Source organism: Actinospica robiniae DSM 44927 (assembly GCF_000504285.1).
Classification (GTDB): Bacteria; Actinomycetota; Actinomycetes; order Streptomycetales; family Catenulisporaceae; genus Actinospica; species Actinospica robiniae.
The window spans coordinates 7,494,823-7,513,851 of sequence record NZ_KI632511.1; the positions used below are offsets into that span (position 1 = coordinate 7,494,823).

The window sequence follows — 19,029 nt, forward strand, 5'->3', positions numbered from 1 at the left end:
CCACCCGTGCGCGCCGCGGCGGACCAACTCACCAGTGCGAGAGGCCTTCGAATCGTGGGTGCACCCCAGAACTACCTCGCCGTCATCAAAGTCGTGGGCATCGGCGGCGGCGGTGTCAACGCCATCAACCGTATGATCGAGGTCGGACTCAAGGGTGTCGAGTTCATCGCGATCAACACGGATGCGCAGGCGCTGTTGATGAGCGACGCCGACGTCAAACTCGACGTCGGCCGTGAACTGACCCGCGGGCTCGGCGCCGGCGCCAATCCCGAAGTCGGCAAGAAGGCCGCGGACGACCACGCCGAGGAGATCGAAGAGGTCATCAAGGGCGCGGACATGGTGTTCGTCACCGCCGGCGAGGGCGGCGGCACCGGCACCGGCGGCGCCCCCGTGGTGGCCCGGATCGCCCGTTCGCTCGGCGCGCTGACCATCGGCGTGGTCACCCGGCCGTTCACCTTCGAGGGACGGCGCCGGGCCACCCAGGCCGAGGAGGGCATCTCCGCGCTGCGCGAGGAGGTCGACACCCTCATCGTGATCCCGAACGACCGGCTGCTGTCCATCTCCGCGCCCGGCGCCACCGTGCTCGACGCGTTCAAGTCGGCCGACCAGGTGCTGCTCAGCGGCGTCCAGGGGATCACCGACCTGATCACCACCCCGGGCCTGATCAACCTGGACTTCGCCGACGTGAAGTCGGTGATGTCCGAGGCGGGCTCCGCGCTGATGGGCATCGGCTCGGCCCGCGGCGAGAACCGGGCCACCGCGGCGGCCGAGATGGCCATCTCCTCCCCGCTGCTCGAGGCCTCCATCGACGGCGCGCGCGGCGTGCTGCTGTCCATCTCCGGCGGCTCGGACCTCGGCCTGTTCGAGATCAATGAGGCCGCGCAGCTGGTCTCCGAGGCCGCGCACCAGGACGCGAACATCATCTTCGGCGCCGTCATCGACGACGGGCTCGGCGACGAGGTGCGGGTGACCGTGATCGCCGCGGGCTTCGACGGCGGCCAGCCGTCCAAGCGCCGGGAGTCCGCCGCGCCGCGCCGCACCGAGACGGTCGAGAACACCACCGCGGTCAACGGCATGCTCGGCTCGCTGCCGCGCCGGGAGGACGACGAGCCCACCCAGGTGCTGCCGATCCCGCCGACCCGGGCCGAGGACGACATCGACATCCCGGACTTCCTCAAGAACCTGAACTGACGCCGGCCGTCGGCGCCCTCCCGGAGCACCGGATAGGCTCCGCGCGTGGAGATCTACCAGCACGGGCGGATCCGGTTCGCCTTCTCGGACCGGCACGGCGGCGTGAGCGCCCCACCCTACGGATCGCTCAACCTCGCCGACCACGTGGGCGACGACCCGCAGGTGGTGGCTTCCAACCGCGCGCTGGCCGCGCGGTCGCTGGGCCTCGAGCCCGAGCACGTGGTGTATCTGACGCAGGTTCACGGGGCCGAGGTGGCCCGCGCGCACGGTCCGTGGCCCGGCGCGCGCCCGGAGGCGGACGCCAGCGTCACCGACGTCCCCGGTCTGGCCCTCGCCATCCTGGTGGCCGACTGCACTCCGGTGCTGCTCGCCGATCCCGACGCGGGCGTGGTGGCGGTCGCCCACGCGGGGCGCCCGGGGATGGCCGCCGGCGTGGTGCCGGCCACGGTCGGGCGGATGCGCGAGCTCGGCGCCGAGCCCGAGCGGATCATCGCCTACACCGGCCCGGCCGTCTGCGGGGCCTGCTACGAGGTCCCGGACGCGATGCGGGCGCAGGTGGCCGAGCGGGTGCCCGAGTCCTGGGCGGTGACCCGGCAGGGGACCGCGGCGGTGGACGTGCCCGGCGGCGTCTGGGCGCAGCTGCGCGCGGCCGGGATCGCCGAGGCGAACGCGCACCGCTCGCCGCTGTGCGCGATGGAGTCGGCGGACCACTATTCCTACCGCCGCGAGGGCGTCACCGGCCGGTTCGCCGGCTTCGCCTGGATCGAGCGCGCGTGCTAGCGGACGGGCGCCGGGCCGAGATCGCGGCGAACCTGGCCGGAGTCAGGGCCCGGATCGAGGCGGCCTGCGCCGCGGCCGGCCGTTCGCCCGAGGAGGTGAATCTGGTCGCGGTGACGAAGTTCCGGCCGGCCGTCGACGCGCTGCACCTCTACGCGCTCGGGCAGCGGGTGTTCGGGGAGAACCGGGACCAGGAGGCGGCGCCGAAGGCGGCCGAGGTGGCCGCCGCACTTGCCGACACGGCGTCGGATCCTTTCCCCGAATGGCACTTCATCGGACAGCTGCAGACCAATAAGGTGAAATCAGTCGTCTCCTATGCGGACGTGATCGAGTCGGTCGACCGCCCGGAACTCGCGGCGGCGCTGGCGAAGGCGGCCGAGCGGGCCGGGCGCAGGCCGCGCTGCCTGGTCCAGGTCAATCTGGACCCGGCCGCCGAGCGCGACGCCGGCGGCCGCGGCGGCGCCCATCCGCAGGACGTGCTGCGGGTCGCCGACGCCGTGGCGCGCAGCGGCGTGCTTCGGCTCGAAGGGCTGATGGCGGTGGCGCCGCTCGGCGCCGCGCCGGAACCGGCGTTCGAGCGGCTCGCGGCCCTTGCCGCGAAACTGCGTGGCGTCCATCCTGATGCCATGTCACTCTCGGCGGGGATGAGTGGGGATCTGGAGGCCGCGGTGGCGGCGGGGGCGACACACGTGCGGATCGGGTCCGCCTTGCTCGGTGGCAGACCTCCGCTGCGGTAACGTCGTGATTCACCGCGAGTGTTCATGGTTAAAGCCGATCAGCCGCTGACTGAGACATCGCACCATCGCCGACATCGCGTCATCGCCCACCGACGGAAGGACGGGCACATGCCGGGGTTCATCAAGAAGACGGCCGTCTACCTCGGCTTGTCCGAGGGCGACGATCCGTACGCTTACGAAGAGGAGTACGAGGGCGAGGAGGAGGGCGAGCCGCGCCCGCTCGGCGCGTCGCAGCACCGTGACGAGGACGAGCGCGAGGAGGAGTACGTCCCGCGCTTCGCCCAGCAGGCGCCGCGCTACGCCGAGGCCCCGGTGCGTTCGGCCGAGCCGGCCGAGCAGGAGGTGCGCCCGCTCTTCCTGGCCGCGCCGCGCCGCCCGAGTGTCCCGGCCGGCCGGGTCGGCGGCGTCCCCGAGCCGGTCCGGCCGACGCCGGTCGCGGTGCTGGCGGAGCCGTACGAGCGGCAGGGCGGCGGCAGCGGCGGGGGCGGCGGCGAGCCCTACCGCATCACGACCCTGCATCCGCAGCGGTACGACGACGCGCGCACGATCGGCGAGCACTTCCGGGACGGCACCCCGGTGATCATGAACCTGAGCGAGATGGGCGACACGGACGCGAAGCGCCTGGTCGACTTCGCCGCGGGCTTGGTCTTCGGCCTGCGGGGAAGCATCGAGAGAGTGACGCAGAAGGTGTTCCTGCTCTCACCTGCTAACGTCGATGTCACGGCCGAGGACAAGGCCCGCATCGCCGAGGGCGGGTTCTTCAACCAGAGCTGACCAGCGGTGTCCGACCGGACGCCGACGGTGACGGCGCTCCGGAAGGAACGGTGTGACTCATGGGACATGTGGTCATCGAGATCGTGATTGTGGCCCTGTGGGTGTACTGGATCCTGTTCATGTTCCGGCTGGTCATGTCGTGGGTTTTCCAATTCGCCCGCTCCTACGACCCGCACGGTGTCATGCTGGTTGCCGTGGAGTCCGCCTACACCGCCACCGATCCCCCGCTGAAGTTCCTGCGGCGGTACATCCCGCCGCTGCGCATCGGCGGAATGGCGCTCGACCTGGCGTTCTTTCTGTTACTGATCATCTTGTACCTGGCGATCCAGTTCGTCGGGAGCATCTGACGATACATAACAGCCAGGACACGAGATATTGTCTGTCCGGTACGCCGACGACCACGCCGAGGTGAAGAGATGCCGTTGACCCCCGAGGATGTTCACAACAAGCAGTTCACGACCGTCCGCCTACGCGAGGGTTACGACGAGGAAGAAGTCGATGCCTTCCTCGACGAGGTGGAGGCGGAACTGACCCGCCTGCTGCGCGAGAACGAGGAGCTGCGGGCCAAGCTGGCCGCCGCGACCCGGGCCGCCGCCCAGGCGCAGCAGCAGGCCCAGCAGGCGAGCATGGACCGCGGCCCCGGGCCGATGGACCGCCCGCCGCTGGACCGCGCGCCGGTGCCGATGGACCGCATGCCGCAGCGGCGCGAGCCGCAGCCCATACCTCCGCAGCTGCCGGCCCCGATGCCGATGGCGATGGCGGTCCCGCAGCAGCCGCAGTTCCAGCCCGGCGGCGACTCGGCCGCGCGCGTGCTGGCGCTGGCCCAGCAGACCGCGGACCAGGCGATCGCGGAGGCCCGCAACGAGGCCAACAAGATCGTCGGCGAGGCGCGCACCCGGGCCGACGGCCTCGAGCGCGAGGCCCGCGGCAAGGCCGAGGCGCTGGAGCGTGACGCGCAGGAGAAGCACCGCGTGGCGATGGGCACGCTGGAGCAGGCCCGCGCCTCGCTCGAGCGCAAGGTCGAGGACCTGCGCGCGTTCGAGCGCGAGTACCGGCAGCGGCTCAAGTCGTACCTGGAGAGCCAGATGCGCCAGCTGGAGTCCAACTCCAGCGACGACTCCGCGCTGGCCCGCTCCTCGGCGTCGAACTTCGGCGGCGGCGTCCCGCAGCTCGGCCCCGGCCCGTCCGCTCCGGCCCCGCAGGCTCCGCTGCCCCCGCAGCCGATGCCCGGCATGGCCGGTATGGGCAACATGGGCAACATGGGCGCACCCGCGTTCGGCGGCGGCATGGGCGCGAGCGGTTCGGGCATGGTCCCGGGCCTCGGCCAGTCCGGCCCGCAGGGCGGCTACGCCTCCGCGGTCCCGGCCCCGCCGATGCCCGCGCCCGCCATGGCCGGCTCCTCGATGAGCCAGATGACCCAGACCATGGCCCCGATCCGGCCCGGCGTCCCGCCGCAGCCGAACCCGGGCATCCCGCAGGCGCCGTCTCCGATGCGCGGTTTCCTGATCGACGAGGACCCCGAGTCCTGAGCCGACGCGGCCACCACGGCTGACGGCCGGTCGGCCCGGGCGAGTCGGAGCCCGGGCGCCGTCGACCACGCGCCGGAGCGTCGCGCTCCGCGCGGCGCGCGCCTCTTCTCGCGCGTGCGGTCGGCTGCTTGACTGGCCGGTGTGGAGCAGTCCTCGCCCGCCTTGGGATGGCGGGCCGCGCTCGCCGCGGCGAGCGCCGGATACGCGCCCGCGCCGCCACGCCCGCCGGCGTCCTCGGACCCGGGGGTGGTGGGCCCCTACCGGATCGAGGCGGTGCTGGGGCAGGGCGGCATGGGCAGGGTGTTCCTGGCCAGGGACACACGGGATGAACGGGCTGGGCCGGCGGCGGTGAAGGTCCTGGCCCGGACCGAGGACGCGACAGCGTGGTCGCGGTTTCGACGGGAGTTGCAGGCGGCGCGCCGGGTGCACGGGCACGGGACGGCGCGCGTCCTCGACGGGGATGCCGAGGCGGATCCGCCCTGGTTGGCGGCCGAGTACATCGCCGGACCGACGCTGGAGCGGCTGGTGGCCGAACGCGGTCCGCTGGAGCCGGCGGCGGCCGCGGCCCTCGCGGTGGGCGTGGCCGGCGCGCTCGGTGAGATCCACGCGGCGGACGTGGTGCACCGCGACTTGAAGCCCGCCAACATCGTCCTGGCCGCCGACGGACCGCGGGTGGTGGACTTCGGCATCGCGCGCACGGCAGACGCGACCACCCTCAGCCTGGCCGGATGGGCCATGGGCACGCCCGGCTTCATGTCTCCCGAGCAGATCACCGACCCGCGCGCGGTCGGACCCGAGGCGGACGTCTTCGCGCTCGGCTCGGTGCTGGTCTTCGCCACGACGGGGTCGTCGCCGTACCGCGGGGGAGATCCGGCCGCCGTGGTCTACCGGATCGTGCACGGCGAGCCGCGTCTTTCCGGCGTCCCGGCTTCCCTGCGTCCGCTGGTCGAGGCCTGCCTGGCCCGGGATCCGGCGGCGAGGCCGCGGGCGGAGGCGGTGGCCGCGGCGGCCCTGCGCATCGTGGACTTCGAGCTGGAACGGCAGGCCGCGCTCGCCGCCGAGCCGGTCGAGATGCTGGCCGGCACCGCGCCGCCGCTGATCCTGCCGCTTCCGCCTGCCTCTGATCCGGACGATCTGACCCTCGGCACGCGCACCACCGCAGACCGTGTCGCGGCCGGCGGCCGGCGTCGCCCCCGCGCCCGCCTACTCGCGCTGCTCGCCGTGCTCGCGGTCGGAGCGCTCGGCGCGTCGGGCTGGTTCGCGGCTCAAGCTCTCGCGCACCCCTGGCCGAGTACGGGAGCGAGCAGCCAGGCACGGAGCCCAGCGAGCACTCGCGCCGCCTCGACGGGGTTCGCAGGAGGCACGGTGACGCTCGGACCGGGCTGTGCCGCCTCGACTCGGGGTGTGTTTTCCGTCACATCGCCGACGCTGGAGGAGGACGTCGGCGGGGGAGATCCGGCCTGCGGCCGGGCGGCCGACGCCTTCCGCAAGTCCGGCGCCGCCACAGATCCGACGCCGCCGACCTCGCAGGCGGTCTGGCACTTCCGCTTCCACCGCGCGGTGCGCTGCACGCTCTCCGTCTACATCGCGAACACCGACCCGTCGTCGGGCCAAGCCGTCTACGAAGTCACCGCGCACGGGCGCACCACCACGTTCACGATCGAGCAGACCACGTTCAAGGGCGGCTTCACCACGCCCGGCGCCCTCAACGGGCTGATCGCCCCCGACGGCGACATCGTGCTCGTACTCACCGACCTGAGCGCGCATCAGGGTGACACCAACCACGTCACCGCATCGTCTGTCGCCGCTGCCTGCCAACCGAACTGAACGCACGTCAGCCCGGGCCGGATGAGCCCGGGCTGACGTGATCAGCTCACTGACCGGTCGATCAGGCCTTCGCCACGGAGAAGCTCAGGCCCAGATCCGCGTCGGCGAACGCGGCTTGCACCGGAGCCTCGCCGCGGGTGAACTCCACCGCGAGGACCTCCTGCGCGATCGCCGCCTCGTGCACGGTGAGCGCCTCGGCGGTCTCGTCCGCGGCGTGCCAGACCAGCCGGATCCGGTCCGAGACGTCCAGGCCGCTGGTCTTGCGCGCCTCCTGGATCAGCCGGACCGCGTCGCGGGCCAGGCCGGCCAGCCGCAGCTCCGGCGTGATCGTCAGATCCAGCGCCACGGTCTCGCCGCCGGCGGTCGCCACCGCCCAGCCCTCCTTCGGCGTCTCGGTCACGATCACCTCTTCGGCCTCGACCTCGACCTGCTCGCCCTCGACCGCCAGCGCGGCCCGGCCCTCGGCCCGCAGCCGGGCGGCGAGGTCCGCGGCGTCGGCGGCCGCGATGGCGTCGGCCACCAGCGGCGTGCGCTTGCCGAACCGCTTGCCCAGCGCCCGGAAGTTGCCCTTCGCCGAGTACTGCAGCAGGTCGCCCGCGGCCGCGCTCAGCGCCTCGGTGCCCTCCACGTTCAGCTCCTCGGCCACCTGCGCCCGCAGCTCGGCCGACAGCCCGGCCCAGCCGTTCGCGCCGACCAGGGCCCGGCCGAGCGGCTGACGGGTCTTGACCCCGGACTCGGCGCGGGTGGCCCGGCCCAGCTCCACCAGCCGGCGCACCAGCGCCATCTGCACGCCGAGCTCGTCGTCGATCGCCGCCTCGTCCGCCTCCGGCCAGGACGAGAGGTGCACCGACTCGGGCGCGTCCGGCGTCACCGGGCGCACCACGTCCTGCCAGACCCGCTCGGTGATGAACGGCACCAGCGGCGCCATCAGCCGGGTGACCGTCTCGAGCACCGTGTGCAGGGTGGCCAGCGCGGCCGGGTCCGCGTCCCAGAACCGCCGCCGCGACCGGCGCACGTACCAGTTCGACAGGTCGTCCACGTAGGCGGCCAGCAGCTTGCCGGTCTGCTGGGTGTCGAAGTTCTCCAGCGCCGCGTCCACGTCCCGCACCAGCCGGTTGAGCTCGGAGAGCACCCAGCGGTCGAGCACCGGGCGCTCGGCCGGGGCCGGGTCGGCCGCGGACGGGGTCCAGCCGCCGGTACGGGCGTAGAGCACGTGGAAGGCGACCGTGTTCCAGTAGGTCAGCAGGGTCTTGCGGACCACCTCCTGGATGGTGCCGTCGCCCACCCGCCGGGCCGACCAGGGCGAGCCGCCGGCCAGCATGAACCAGCGCAGCGGGTCGGCCCCGTGCCGGTCCATCAGCGGGATCGGCTCGAGGATGTTGCCCAGGTGCTTGGACATCTTGCGCCCGTCCTCGGCCATGATGTGGCCCAGGCAGAGCACGTTCTTGTACGAGGACTGATCGAACACCAGCGTGCCGATCGCCATCAGGGTGTAGAACCAGCCGCGGGTCTGGTCGATCGCCTCGCAGATGAAGTCGGCCGGGTAGGCCTCGGCCAGCTCCTGCTCCGAGCCGGGCAGGTGCGGGTAGCCCAGCTGCGCGAACGGCATCGAGCCGGCGTCGTACCAGCAGTCGATCACCTCGGGCACCCGCTGCGCGTGCGCGCCGCAGGTCCCGTCGCCGGCGGGGCAGGCGAAGGAGACCTCGTCGATGAACGGCCGGTGCGGGTCGAGCCCGGCCAGGTCGCGCCCGGCCAGCGCGCCGAGCTCGGCCAGCGAGCCCACACAGGTCACGTGGCCCTCGGCGCAGCGCCAGATCGGCAGCGGGGTGCCCCAGTACCGGTTGCGGGACAGGGCCCAGTCGATGTTGTTGTTCAGCCAGTCACCGAAGCGGCCGTACTTGACGTTCTCCGGGTACCAGTTGGTGGCCTCGTTCTCGCGCAGCAGCGCGTCCTTGACCGCGGTGGTGCGGATGTACCAGGACGGCTGCGCGTAGTAGAGCAGGGCGGTGTGGCAGCGCCAGCAGTGCGGGTAGGAGTGCTCGTACTCGAGGTGCCGGAAGAGCACGCCGCGATCGCGCAGATCAGCCGTCAGGGCCTCGTCCGCCTTCTTGAAGAACACCCCGCCGACCAGCGGCACCGACTCCTCGAAGGTGCCGTCGGCGCGTACCGGGTTGACCACCGGCAGGCCGTAGCCGCGGCAGACCTTGAGGTCTTCCTCGCCGAAGGCAGGGGACTGGTGCACCAGGCCGGTGCCGTCCTCGGTGGTGACGTAGTCGCCGAGTACGACGAAGTGCGCCTCCGAAGGGAACTCAAGGAAGTCGAACGGACGCTGGTAGCTCCAGTACTCCATCTCCTTGCCGGTGAACGACTCCCCGGTCGCCGTCCAGCCCTCGCCCAGCGCCTTCTCCAGCAGCGGCTCGGCCACGACCAGGGTCTCGGTGCCGTCGGTCGCCGCGACGTAGGTCACCTCGGGGTGCACCGCGACGGCCGTGTTCGACACGAGCGTCCACGGTGTGGTCGTCCACACCAGCAGCGCCGCGCGCCCGGCCAGCGGACCGGAGGTCAGCGGCATCCGCACGTACACCGAGGGATCCACGACCGTCTCATAGCCCTGAGCCAGCTCGTGGTCGGACAGGCCGGTGCCGCAGCGCGGGCAGTACGGCGCGACGCGGTGGTCCTGCACCAGCAGGCCCTTGTCGAAGATCTGCTTGAGTGACCACCACACCGATTCGATGTAGGACGGGTCCATCGTCCGATACGCCTCGGACAGGTCCACCCAGTAGCCCATGCGTTCGGTGAGCTTCTCGAACTCGCCCACGTGCCGCTCGACCGAGGCACGGCACCTGGCGTTGAACTCCGCCACGCCGTACGCCTCGATGTCCTGCTTGCCGGTGAAGCCGAGCTCGGTCTCCACCGCGAGCTCGACCGGCAGGCCGTGGCAGTCCCAGCCGGCCTGTCGCTCGACGCGGTAGCCCTTCATGGTCTTGAACCGCGGGAAGACGTCCTTGAAGACGCGCGCCTCGACGTGGTGCGTGCCCGGCATGCCGTTGGCGGTGGGCGGGCCCTCGTAGAAGGTCCAGCGCGGGCCGCCTGCGGTGGCCTCCAGGCTCTTGCGGAACACGGACTCACGGCGCCACAGGTCGAGCACCTCGTGCTCGAGGGCGACCAGGTCCACCTGGGCGGGTACGGGTCGGTACATCGGCGGGCCCCTCCGCTTCTCGTCGCGGCTGCCGTCTCGCGGCAGCGCCTCCGGTCGGCGAAGGGACGAGCGCGTCGGCCGACGCGTCCCGCGGTACCACCCTTCTTGGCCCGGCGCCGCCGGCGCCGTGCCCCCTCAACTCGCGGAAAGGCCGGTTCTACTGGGGTCGGGCGGGCCCGACCGGTTCTTCCGGCGGCTCGGGGGTGATGGCCCCGTCCTCGCCTGCGCGATCCGCGCACCCAGTGTACGGCCCGGCCGCGCCGCGCTCGACCGGGTTTCGGCCCGGTGCCCGGAATCCGGACGCGGCACGCCGCGCGACCTAGGCTGGGCGCATGGCTCCCGCCGCGCCGCGCCCCGGCGCTCCCGCCACCCCGCCCGTGCGCCTGGGTATCCGGGTGAAGCCGGGGGCGGCGCGCACCAGAGCGGGAGGGTCGTACGGAGACGCGGGGGCGCTCGTCGTCGCGGTGACGGAGCGCGCGGTGGACGGGAAGGCTACCGCCGCCGCGTTGGCCGCCCTGGCCCGGGCGCTCGGCGTGCCGCGGGCGGCGGTGACGCTGGTCAGCGGCGCCACGAGCAGGGACAAGGTGGTGCGGGTGGAGCATCCGCCGGCCGATCTCGCCGACCGGATCCGGGCCCTGCGCGACTGAGTGGACTACCTTACCATACGTATCCGGGCGGGCACCGAACGTAGCGTCAGCCGGTCGGCCCAGTGCCCGCGGGGAAAAGATCTTTGCCATTCCGTGATTAGTGCCGGATTGGGCCGGGCACCAATCAGCCGCGTAACCCGTTATGCGGAATGGGTGAACGGCGCCACCGCGTCGCACCGCCCGCAGCCCGGCCGGCCCGCCCCGGCGCGAAGCGCGCCCACCGGCGGTGACCGGTCACTTTTGATCCGATCCGAGAGCGAGGGATGCACCTGTGAGCACCACCGCGCGTACCACCGCCGCAGCCTCGGCGGCGCCGTCGCCCACCACCAAGAAGGCGCCGGCCGCCAAGTCCGCCGCGCGTCCGGCGACCAAGGCGCCCGCCGCCCGCGCCCCGCGCACCCCCGCTCGCACCACCGCCAAGCCCCGCGGCGGAACCGAGGCCCTGCCGGTACGCGCCGGCGAGGACCCGTGGACCGCCGAGGAGATCGGCGAGGTCGAGCAGGACCTGCGCGCGGAGGTCGACCGCCTGCGCGCGGACGTGGCCTCGGCCGACCGCGCCCTGGAGGACCTGCTGCGCGACGCCGGCACCGGCGCCGGCGACGACCAGGCCGACACCAGCGCGAAGAACTTCGAGCGCGAGCACGAGATGTCCATCCTCAGCCACGCGCGGGAGATGCTCGTGCAATCGGAGCGGGCGCTCGGGCGCATCGCCGGCGGGACCTACGGAGTGTGCGAGTCCTGCGGCGAGGGCGTCGGCAAGGCGCGGCTGCAGGTCTTCCCGCGGGCCACGCTGTGCAAGGACTGCAAGGAGAAGCAGGAAAGGCGCTGATCCGGGCCGGAGATTCCGCCCGGCTGATCGCCGGGCGGTGACCGGACGAACCCGGACGAGGTAGGGTCGGCGGGTGGACAATGCACGGGGCGGCCAGGACCAGGCCCTCGAATCCGACCTCCGCCCGCCGACCGGGCCCGAGCCCCTCGCCGCCCGGCGGCGCGTGGGCATCCTGTTCGCGGTCGCGGCGCTGGTGTACGTCTTGGACGTGGTGACCAAGCTGCTCGTGGTCTCCCGCCTCACCCTGGGCCAGCCGGTGCACGTCATCGGGTCGCTGCTGCAGCTGACCTACACCCGCAACTCCGGCGCGGCCTTCTCCATCGGGTGGAGCTACACCGCGATCTTCTCGCTCATCGCGATCGGCGTGGTGTTCGTCATCCTGCGCCTGGCCCGCAACCTCTACAGCGGGCCGTGGGCTGTGGCCCTCGGGCTGCTGCTCGGCGGCGCGGCCGGCAACCTCACCGACCGGATCGCGCGGGCGCCCGGGCCGTTCCGCGGCTGGGTGGTGGACTTCGTCCAGCTGCCGCACTTCGCCATCTTCAACCTGGCCGACGCCGCGATCACCTGCGGCGGCGTGCTGATGGTGCTGCTCGCCTTCCGCGGCCTGCACCCGGACGGCACCGACGAGCGTGCCGCGGCGGAGCGCGCCGCCGCCGAGGCCGAGGCGCAGACCGGGTCCGAGGCGCCGGCCGAGGCGTCGGAGTCCGGCGAGAGCGACGAGAGCGCCGAGCGGGAGCACGAGCACCGCTGACCTCCGGCCCCGGTAACCTGGTCGGATGAACTCCACCGCCCGCTCCCTGCCCATCCCCGACGGCCTGCACGGCGAACGGGTGGACGCCGCGTTGGCCCGCATGTTCGGGCTCTCCCGGACCAAGGCGGCGGAGCTGGCCGAGCAGGGCCTGGTCTCGATCGACTTCAAGCCGGCCGCCAAGTCGGACCGGGTCCGCGGCGGCGCCTGGCTCGAGATCGAGCTGCCCCCGCCACCCGGCGCCGAGGACGCGGGCCCGGCCGTGGTGGCCGAGCCGGTGCCCGGCATGCGCATCGTGCACGACGACGACGACATCGTGGTGGTGGACAAGCCGGTCGGCGTCGCGGCGCACCCGAGCCCGGGCTGGCTCGGCCCCACCGTGGTCGGCGGCCTGGCCGCGGCCGGCTACCGCATCTCCACCTCCGGCGCGGCCGAGCGCCAGGGCGTCGTGCACCGGCTGGACGTCGGCACCTCCGGGCTGATGGTCGTGGCCAAGTCGGAGCACGCCTACTCGGTGCTCAAGGACGCCTTCCGCGAACGCACTGTGGACAAGCGCTACAACGCGCTGGTGCAGGGCTACCCGGACCCGATGAGCGGCACCGTGGACGCGCCGATCGGCCGCCACCCGAAGGCGGACTACAAGTGGGCGGTCACCGCCGACGGCAAGGACTCGGTGACGCACTACGACACCATCGAGGCCTTCCGCCGGGCCACGCTGCTCGACATCAAGCTCGAGACCGGGCGCACCCACCAGATCCGGGTGCACATGTCCGCGCTGCACCACCCGTGCGTCGGCGACCTGACCTACGGCGCGGACCCGAAACTGGCCCAGCGACTCGGGCTCTCCCGGCAGTGGCTGCACGCGGCCCGCCTCGCCTTCGCCCACCCGGCCACCGGCGAGCGGGTCGAGTTCACCTCGCCCTATCCGCAGGACCTCCAGCACGCCCTCGACCTGATCGCCGCAGAAAGCTGACACACCGACACGCCCCCGTCGGAAGCCGCGAAGGAGCGCACCGAGCATGTCCGTCACCACCGGCCGTGAGATCCACCTCGTCCGCCGACCCGTGGGCGAGCCCGTCCCCGAGGACTTCGCCACCCTGGAGGCGCCGGTCGCCCCGCCCGCCGCGGGGCAGGTGCTCGTGCGCAACGACTGGCTTTCGGTGGACCCGTACATGCGGGGCCGGATGAACGACGTCAAGTCCTACGTGCCGGCCTTCGCGCTCGGCCAGGCGATGGAGGGCGCCGCCGTCGGGACCGTGATCGAGTCGGCCGACGAGGCGGTCCCGGTCGGCGCGACCGTGCTGCACATGGCCGGCTGGCGCGAGTACGCCACGCTCCCGGCAGCGGCCGTGCGCGTCGTCGACCCCGAGCTCGCCCCGGCCCAGGCCTACCTCGGCGTGCTCGGCACGACCGGGCTGACCGCGTACGCCGGGCTGGTGGAGGTCGCCCCGGTCAAGGAGGGCGACGTGGTCTTCGTCTCCGGCGCGGCCGGAGCGGTCGGCTCGGTGGCCGGGCAGATCGCCAAGCGGCTCGGCGCGGCCCGGGTGATCGGCTCGGCCGGCGGACCGGACAAGACGGCCCGGCTGACCTCCGAGTTCGGCTACGACGCCGCCGTCGACTACCGCCGCGGCGAGCTCGAGCAACAGCTCAAGCAGGCCGCGCCGGAAGGCATCGACGTCTACTTCGACAACGTCGGGGGCGATCATCTGCGCGCCGCCATCGCCCGGCTGCGGGTGGGCGGACGCGTCGCGCTGTGCGGCGCGATCTCCCAGTACAACGCCGCCGAGCCGGTGCCCGGCCCGGACAACCTGGCCCTGGCCATCGGCAAGCGGCTGACCCTGCGCGGGTTCATCGTGACCGACCACATGCACCTGGCCAAGCAGTGGATCCCCCAGGCGGCGCGGTGGCTGCGCGAGGGCGAGCTGCGTACCGAGGAGACCGTGGTGGAGGGGATCGAGAGCTCCGTCGAGGCCTTCCTCGGCCTGCTGCGCGGCGCCAACACCGGCAAGATGCTGATTCGTCTGCCCTAGGCCTGTGCGCGAGCAGCCCGCGCCGATCCGGTCGGCGCGGGCATGCCGTCGAAGACGGTGATCCATCCGGTGCAGGAGCTGGCCGAGGCGGCCGGTGTCGCGACGCTGGTCGTCGACCCGGTCCGGATCGCCGAGCACGAGGGCCGTCCCACCGTGTTCCAGCCGGCGATGGTCTCACGACACGGCCCGACCCGGTTGTCGGACCCGGGAAGACACTGCGCGGAGGTTGTGAAAAAGTGTCATCGATGAGTATCGAGATATCGACGCCCGCGCCGCGCAGCGCGCGTCCGCGCGGCACGTGGGCGCCCGAGGTCCTCGGCGCCCTGGTGATCTCCGCGCTGTCGCTGGTGGCCGGAGTGATCGTGGGCGTCGCCTGGCGCTACCTGGCCCCGCCGGTCCAGGGCGTGATCACCGTCTCCGACGGCCAGAAGTCGGCCTTCTACGAGAACCCGGAGACCAAGGGCTTCGTCGGGCAGGACGGCACCTTCGCCGTCTGCGCGGTCGTGGCCGGGGCGCTGCTCGCGCTGGCCGCCTTCGGCTGGTTCCGCCACCGCGCCCCGATCGGCGTCGCGCTGGCGCTGGCCGGCGCCGGGATCGGCGCGGCTTACTTGGCCGCCTGGTTCGGCGTCTGGCTCGGCCCGGGCCGCGGCGACGTGATCGCCTCCACGAAGGGCGTGCCCGCGAACGGGCTCTTCGACCTGCCGCTGCGGATCGGCGCCACCGGCGTGGTCTGGCTCTGGCCGGCCGTCGCGGTGGGCCTGTACTTCCTGCTGGTGCTCGTGTTCGGCCCGTCCGACCCGGAGCCGGAGCCGCCCCAGTACGAGTTCCCGCAGTGGGCCGACCCGGTCGACCTGACCGCCCCCGGGCCCGGCGCGGAAGGCCCGCGCGACGCGGTGCCGGGATCGCAGCCGCCCGCCGGCTGAGTACGCTGGCCCGGTGGCGAAGACCAAGCAAGGCAGGACCGCGGCGGGCACCCCGGCGACCGTCGCCCTGACGAAGGCGCAGATCCCCTTCGTCACCCACGAATACCCGCACGACCCGGCCGCCGCCTCCTACGGCACCGAGGCGGCCGAGGCCATGGGCGTCGACCCCGCCCGCGTGTTCAAGACCCTCGTCGCGGACGTCGACGGCAGGCTCACCGTGGCCGTCGTCCCGGTCTCCGGCTCGCTCGACCTCAAGGCGCTGGCCGGCGCGGTCGGCGGGAAGAAGGCCGCGATGGCCGACCCGGCCGCGGCCGAGCGCTCCAGCGGCTACGTGCTCGGCGGCATCTCGCCGCTCGGGCAGCGCCGGCCGCTGCCGACCGTGGTGGACGCCTCCGCGCTGGCCTTCGAGACCGTGTTCTGCTCGGCCGGACGCCGCGGCCTCGAGGTGGAGCTCGCCCCGGCCGAGCTGGTCCGGCTCACCTCGGCCGTGACCGCGCCGATCGGGCGGGCCGGCTGAGCCGCCGGCTCAGTCCCGCTTGAGGATGTCCACCGCCGGGAGCGAGCGCAGCTCCTGGATCAGCAGCGACTCCCGCCGCAGCAGCGCCTGCTCGCGCCGCAGCCGGGTGGCGGTGTCGGCCGCGGCCAGCAGCGAGTGCTTCTCCCGCAGGTCGATGATCATCGTCGCGGCGATCAGGTAGGACAGGACCGTCGGGTCGTCCGGCAGCTGCGGCAGCGCGCCGATGCGCAGCCCGCGCAGCGTGGTCAGGGCCCGCTGGTAGCCGAGGAAGTGCGCGGTGGCCGGGGTGCGCAGCGCGTCCGCGCCCTCGCCCGGCACGTCGGTCAGGATCTCCACCTCGGCCGTCGGGTACGGCGCCCCGGCCAGGTCCGCGGCGAGCACCCGGAAGCGCTCCACGCCCGTGGTCACCAGCGAGTACGAGCCGTCGTCGGCCGCGTCCACCGCCGAGATCTGCGCGGTGCATCCGTACTCGTAGACGCTGCGGACGTTGCCCTCGCCCACCTCGCGCCCGTCCTTGATGGCCACCACGCCGAAGCGCTGCTCGGCCGTCTCGAGCGCCTGCAGGTCCTCGACCAGTTGCCGGTAGCGCGGTTCGAACACGCGCAGCGGCATCACGACACCGGGGAAGAGCACTGACCCGAGCGGGAAGAGGGGCAGCGTGGTCGGCATGCCCCTAGCGTAGAACCTCCCGAGCCCAGTATTCGGAATCTTGCGCGGGCTGGTGCCGGTGGGCAACTACACTGGTTGTGTGATCAACCGTATCGATTTGCGTGGAATGGACCTGCGTGCGTCGAACCTGGACGTGCGGAATCTGGTTCCGCGGGCCGAGTTCGACATCGAGGCCGCTCTTGAGGCCGTCCGTCCGATCTGCGAGGACGTGCGCCATCGCGGCGAGGCCGCGTTGATCGAGTACGGGGAGCGGTTCGACGGGGTTCGGCTGCGCTCGCTGCGGGTGTCCGGCGAGGCGATCGCGCAGGCGCTGAGCGCGCTCGACCCCCAGGTGCGCGCCGCCCTCGAGGAGTCGATCCGCCGCGCCCGCAAGGTGCACAACGACCAGCGCCGGCGCGACGTGCAGACCGTCGTGGTGCCCGGCGGCATGGTGACCGAGCGCTGGGTGCCGATCCGGCGCGCGGGCCTGTACGTGCCCGGCGGCCTGGCCGTGCTGCCCTCCTCCGTCGTCATGAACGTGGTGCCGGCGCAGGTAGCGGGGGTCGAGCAGATCGCGGTGGCCTCGCCGCCGCAGCGCGCCTACGGCGGCCTGCCGCACCCGACCATCCTGGCCGCCTGCGCCCTGCTAGGGGTCGAGGAGGTCTACGCGGTCGGCGGATCCCAGGCCATCGCCATGTTCGCCTACGGCTCGGGCCCCGGCGAGACCGGCTGCCGCCCGGTGGACATCGTCACCGGCCCGGGCAACATCTACGTCGCCGCCGCCAAGCGGCTGCTCAAGGGCCGGATCGGGATCGACACCGAGGCCGGCCCGACCGAGATCGCCATCCTGGCCGACCTCAGCGCCGACCCGGGCCACGTGGCCGCCGACCTGATCAGCCAGGCCGAGCACGACCCGATGGCCGCCGCGATCCTGGTCAGCGACTCGCCCGCACTGATCGAGGCGGTCGAGCTCGAGCTGGCCAAGCGGGTGCCGGAGACCAAGCACGCCGAGCGGATCGCCCAGTCCCTGGGCGGGCGCCAGTCCGCGCTGATCCTGGTCGACGACCTCGAGGCGGGCCTGGCCGTGGTGGACGGCTACGCGGCCGAGCACCTGGAGATCCAGACCTCCAACCCCCGGGTGTGGGCCGGGCGGGTGCGCAATGCCGGCGCGATCTTCGTCGGCCCGTACTCGCCGGTGTCGCTGGGCGACTACTGCGCCGGGTCCAACCACGTGCTGCCCACCGGCGGCTGCGCCTGCCACAGCTCGGGCCTGTCCGTGCAGACCTTCCTCAAGGGCATCCACATCGTCGAGTACAACGAGGCCGCCCTGGCCGAGGTCGCGCCGCACGTGGTCACCCTGGCCAACGCCGAGGACCTGCCCGGCCACGGCGAGGCCGTGCTGGCCCGCCGCCCGCCGGAGGCCGACGGAGCATCCGACCGCCCGGCCCTCGCGCCGGACACCGACGAAAGCCCTCTGGAGGAGGAGTGACCGAGGACGCCACGCGTCCGGATCCCGCCGGCTTCACCTGGCGGGATCTGCCGATCCGGGACGACCTGCGCGGCCTTTCGCCCTACGGCGCGCCCCAGCTGGACGTCCCGGTCCTGCTCAACACGAACGAGAACCCGTACCCGCCCTCGCCCGAGCTCGTCGCCGACGTCGCCATCGCCGCCACCAGCGCGGCCGCCGGGGCGAACCGCTACCCGGACCGGGACGCGGTGGAATTGCGCAAGGACCTGGCCCAATTCTTGAACGAGCACAGCCTGGGCCACGACCTGCTCGGCGCGAACCTGTGGGCCGCGAACGGCTCGAACGAGATCATCCAGCAGATCCTGCAGTGCTTCGGCGGCGCGGGCCGCACCGCGCTCGGATTCGAGCCGTCCTACTCGATGCACCGGCTGATCGCGCTGGCCACCGGCACCGCCTGGGCGGCCGAGCCGCGCGACCCGCGGACCTTCGAGCTCGATCCCGGCTACGCCGTCGCCAAGATCGAGCAGCACCGGCCGGACGTGGTCTTCCTCACCTCGCCGAACAACCCGACCGGCACCGCCGCTCCGCTGGAGCTGGTCGAGGCGATCGTGGACGCGGCCCCGGGCATGGTCGTGATCGACGAGGCCTACGCCGAGTTCTTCCGGCCCGGCACGCCCTCCGCGCTCACCCTGCTGCCCGGCCGGCCCCGGCTGATCGTGACCCGGACCATGTCGAAGGCCTTCGCCATGGCCGGCGCGCGGATCGGCTACCTGGCCGCCGACCCGGCCGTGATCGACGCGCTGCTGCTGGTGCGCCTGCCCTACCACCTGTCGGTGTTCACCCAGGCCGTGGCCCGCACCGCGCTCGCGCACACCGCCGAGCTGCTCGGCACGGTCGACGCGGTCAAGGCCCAGCGCGACCGGATCGTGGCCGAACTCACCGCGCTCGGCCTGCACGTGGTGCCCTCCGACGCCAACTTCGTCTCCTTCGGCGACTTCCAGGACCCGCACGCCGTGTGGCAGGCGCTGCTGGACCAGGGGGTGCTGATCCGCGAGGGTCTGCTGCCGCATAAGCTGCGGGTGACCGCGGGCACCGTGGAGGAGACCACGGCGTTCCTGGACGCGTTCACGCGGCTCCTTCAGGACGGCAGGGCCCCGTTGCGCGCGAAGGGTGAAGGACAGTGAG

Annotated in this window: 19 protein-coding genes; 17 read left to right on the forward strand and 2 right to left on the reverse strand. The window is 73.0% G+C overall.

Annotation, left to right across the window (positions count from 1 at the left end):
* Positions 1–54 precede the first annotated feature (54 nt).
* The 7 genes from ftsZ (at position 55) to ACTRO_RS50535 (ending at position 6,835) form a co-directional block, all read left to right on the forward strand.
* Positions 55–1,191 (forward strand): cell division protein FtsZ, encoded by a 1,137-nt coding sequence (gene ftsZ, locus ACTRO_RS32270; protein WP_034269235.1) that lies wholly within the window; start codon positions 55–57, stop codon positions 1,189–1,191.
* A gap of 45 nt (positions 1,192–1,236) precedes the next feature.
* The gene (pgeF, locus tag ACTRO_RS32275) at positions 1,237–1,971 is read left to right on the forward strand and encodes a peptidoglycan editing factor PgeF (RefSeq protein WP_034269238.1); all 735 of its coding nucleotides are present in this window, start codon (positions 1,237–1,239) and stop codon (positions 1,969–1,971) included.
* Positions 1,965–2,705 (forward strand): YggS family pyridoxal phosphate-dependent enzyme, encoded by a 741-nt coding sequence (locus ACTRO_RS32280; RefSeq protein ID WP_157436571.1) that lies wholly within the window; start codon positions 1,965–1,967, stop codon positions 2,703–2,705. The genes pgeF and ACTRO_RS32280 overlap by 7 nt, the downstream gene beginning before the upstream one ends.
* Positions 2,706–2,813: 108 nt before the next feature.
* Complete coding sequence (locus ACTRO_RS50530; RefSeq protein ID WP_034269241.1) at positions 2,814–3,479, forward strand: cell division protein SepF; 666 nt, start codon at positions 2,814–2,816, stop codon at positions 3,477–3,479.
* Between the two features lie 59 nt (positions 3,480–3,538).
* On the forward strand, positions 3,539–3,826 hold the full coding sequence (locus ACTRO_RS32290; RefSeq protein ID WP_034269244.1) for a YggT family protein: 288 nt from the start codon (positions 3,539–3,541) through the stop codon (positions 3,824–3,826).
* Positions 3,827–3,895: 69 nt separating this feature from the next.
* A complete protein-coding gene (locus ACTRO_RS32295) occupies positions 3,896–5,008 on the forward strand; it encodes a DivIVA domain-containing protein (protein ID WP_034269247.1) in 1,113 nt (370 codons plus the stop codon).
* Between the two features lie 141 nt (positions 5,009–5,149).
* The gene (locus tag ACTRO_RS50535; protein ID WP_157436572.1) at positions 5,150–6,835 is read left to right on the forward strand and encodes a serine/threonine-protein kinase; all 1,686 of its coding nucleotides are present in this window, start codon (positions 5,150–5,152) and stop codon (positions 6,833–6,835) included.
* Positions 6,836–6,896: 61 nt separating this feature from the next.
* Here the strand turns inward: ACTRO_RS50535 and ileS are convergent, their stop codons facing one another.
* Positions 6,897–10,034 carry an isoleucine--tRNA ligase gene (gene ileS / locus ACTRO_RS32305; RefSeq protein ID WP_034269249.1) on the reverse strand — a complete coding sequence of 1,046 codons (3,138 nt, stop codon included), beginning with the start codon at positions 10,032–10,034 and terminating at the stop codon, positions 6,897–6,899.
* Between the two features lie 377 nt (positions 10,035–10,411).
* Between ileS and ACTRO_RS32310 the strand changes: the two genes are divergently transcribed.
* The 8 genes from ACTRO_RS32310 to ybaK all read left to right on the forward strand — a co-directional run bounded on the left by ACTRO_RS32310 (position 10,412) and on the right by ybaK (position 15,728).
* Entirely contained in the window at positions 10,412–10,681 is a 270-nt protein-coding gene (locus ACTRO_RS32310) for a DUF167 domain-containing protein (RefSeq protein ID WP_034277695.1), read from the forward strand.
* A gap of 271 nt (positions 10,682–10,952) precedes the next feature.
* Positions 10,953–11,510 (forward strand): TraR/DksA family transcriptional regulator, encoded by a 558-nt coding sequence (locus tag ACTRO_RS32315; RefSeq protein WP_051451724.1) that lies wholly within the window; start codon positions 10,953–10,955, stop codon positions 11,508–11,510.
* 73 nt (positions 11,511–11,583) lie between these two features.
* Positions 11,584–12,261: a signal peptidase II gene (gene lspA, locus ACTRO_RS32320; protein WP_063628113.1), complete on the forward strand. Its 678-nt coding sequence runs from the start codon at positions 11,584–11,586 to the stop codon at positions 12,259–12,261.
* A gap of 25 nt (positions 12,262–12,286) precedes the next feature.
* Positions 12,287–13,231, forward strand: a complete 945-nt coding sequence (locus tag ACTRO_RS32325) for an RluA family pseudouridine synthase (protein WP_034269251.1) — start codon at positions 12,287–12,289, stop codon at positions 13,229–13,231.
* Between the two features lie 46 nt (positions 13,232–13,277).
* Positions 13,278–14,288, forward strand: a complete 1,011-nt coding sequence (locus ACTRO_RS32330; RefSeq protein ID WP_034269254.1) for an NADP-dependent oxidoreductase — start codon at positions 13,278–13,280, stop codon at positions 14,286–14,288.
* A gap of 42 nt (positions 14,289–14,330) precedes the next feature.
* Positions 14,331–14,537 (forward strand): hypothetical protein, encoded by a 207-nt coding sequence (locus ACTRO_RS32335; RefSeq protein ID WP_034269257.1) that lies wholly within the window; start codon positions 14,331–14,333, stop codon positions 14,535–14,537.
* Positions 14,534–15,211, forward strand: coding sequence for a DUF2567 domain-containing protein (locus tag ACTRO_RS32340; RefSeq protein WP_051451725.1), 678 nt, complete (start codon positions 14,534–14,536; stop codon positions 15,209–15,211). The genes ACTRO_RS32335 and ACTRO_RS32340 overlap by 4 nt, the downstream gene beginning before the upstream one ends.
* A gap of 13 nt (positions 15,212–15,224) precedes the next feature.
* Complete coding sequence (gene ybaK, locus ACTRO_RS32345; protein WP_034269260.1) at positions 15,225–15,728, forward strand: Cys-tRNA(Pro) deacylase; 504 nt, start codon at positions 15,225–15,227, stop codon at positions 15,726–15,728.
* A 9-nt stretch (positions 15,729–15,737) separates the two neighbouring features.
* Here ybaK and ACTRO_RS32350 read toward each other — a convergent pair whose 3' ends face one another.
* The gene (locus ACTRO_RS32350; RefSeq protein ID WP_034269262.1) at positions 15,738–16,397 is read right to left on the reverse strand and encodes an LON peptidase substrate-binding domain-containing protein; all 660 of its coding nucleotides are present in this window, start codon (positions 16,395–16,397) and stop codon (positions 15,738–15,740) included.
* Positions 16,398–16,476: 79 nt separating this feature from the next.
* Here ACTRO_RS32350 and hisD point away from each other — a divergent pair, with 79 nt between their 5' ends.
* Both hisD and ACTRO_RS32360 read left to right on the forward strand, forming a co-directional pair.
* Positions 16,477–17,865 (forward strand): histidinol dehydrogenase, encoded by a 1,389-nt coding sequence (gene hisD / locus ACTRO_RS32355; protein ID WP_051452550.1) that lies wholly within the window; start codon positions 16,477–16,479, stop codon positions 17,863–17,865.
* Positions 17,862–19,028, forward strand: a complete 1,167-nt coding sequence (locus ACTRO_RS32360; protein WP_051451726.1) for a histidinol-phosphate transaminase — start codon at positions 17,862–17,864, stop codon at positions 19,026–19,028. Before hisD ends, ACTRO_RS32360 begins: the two co-directional genes overlap by 4 nt.
* The last annotated feature ends 1 nt before the right edge of the window (position 19,029 follow it).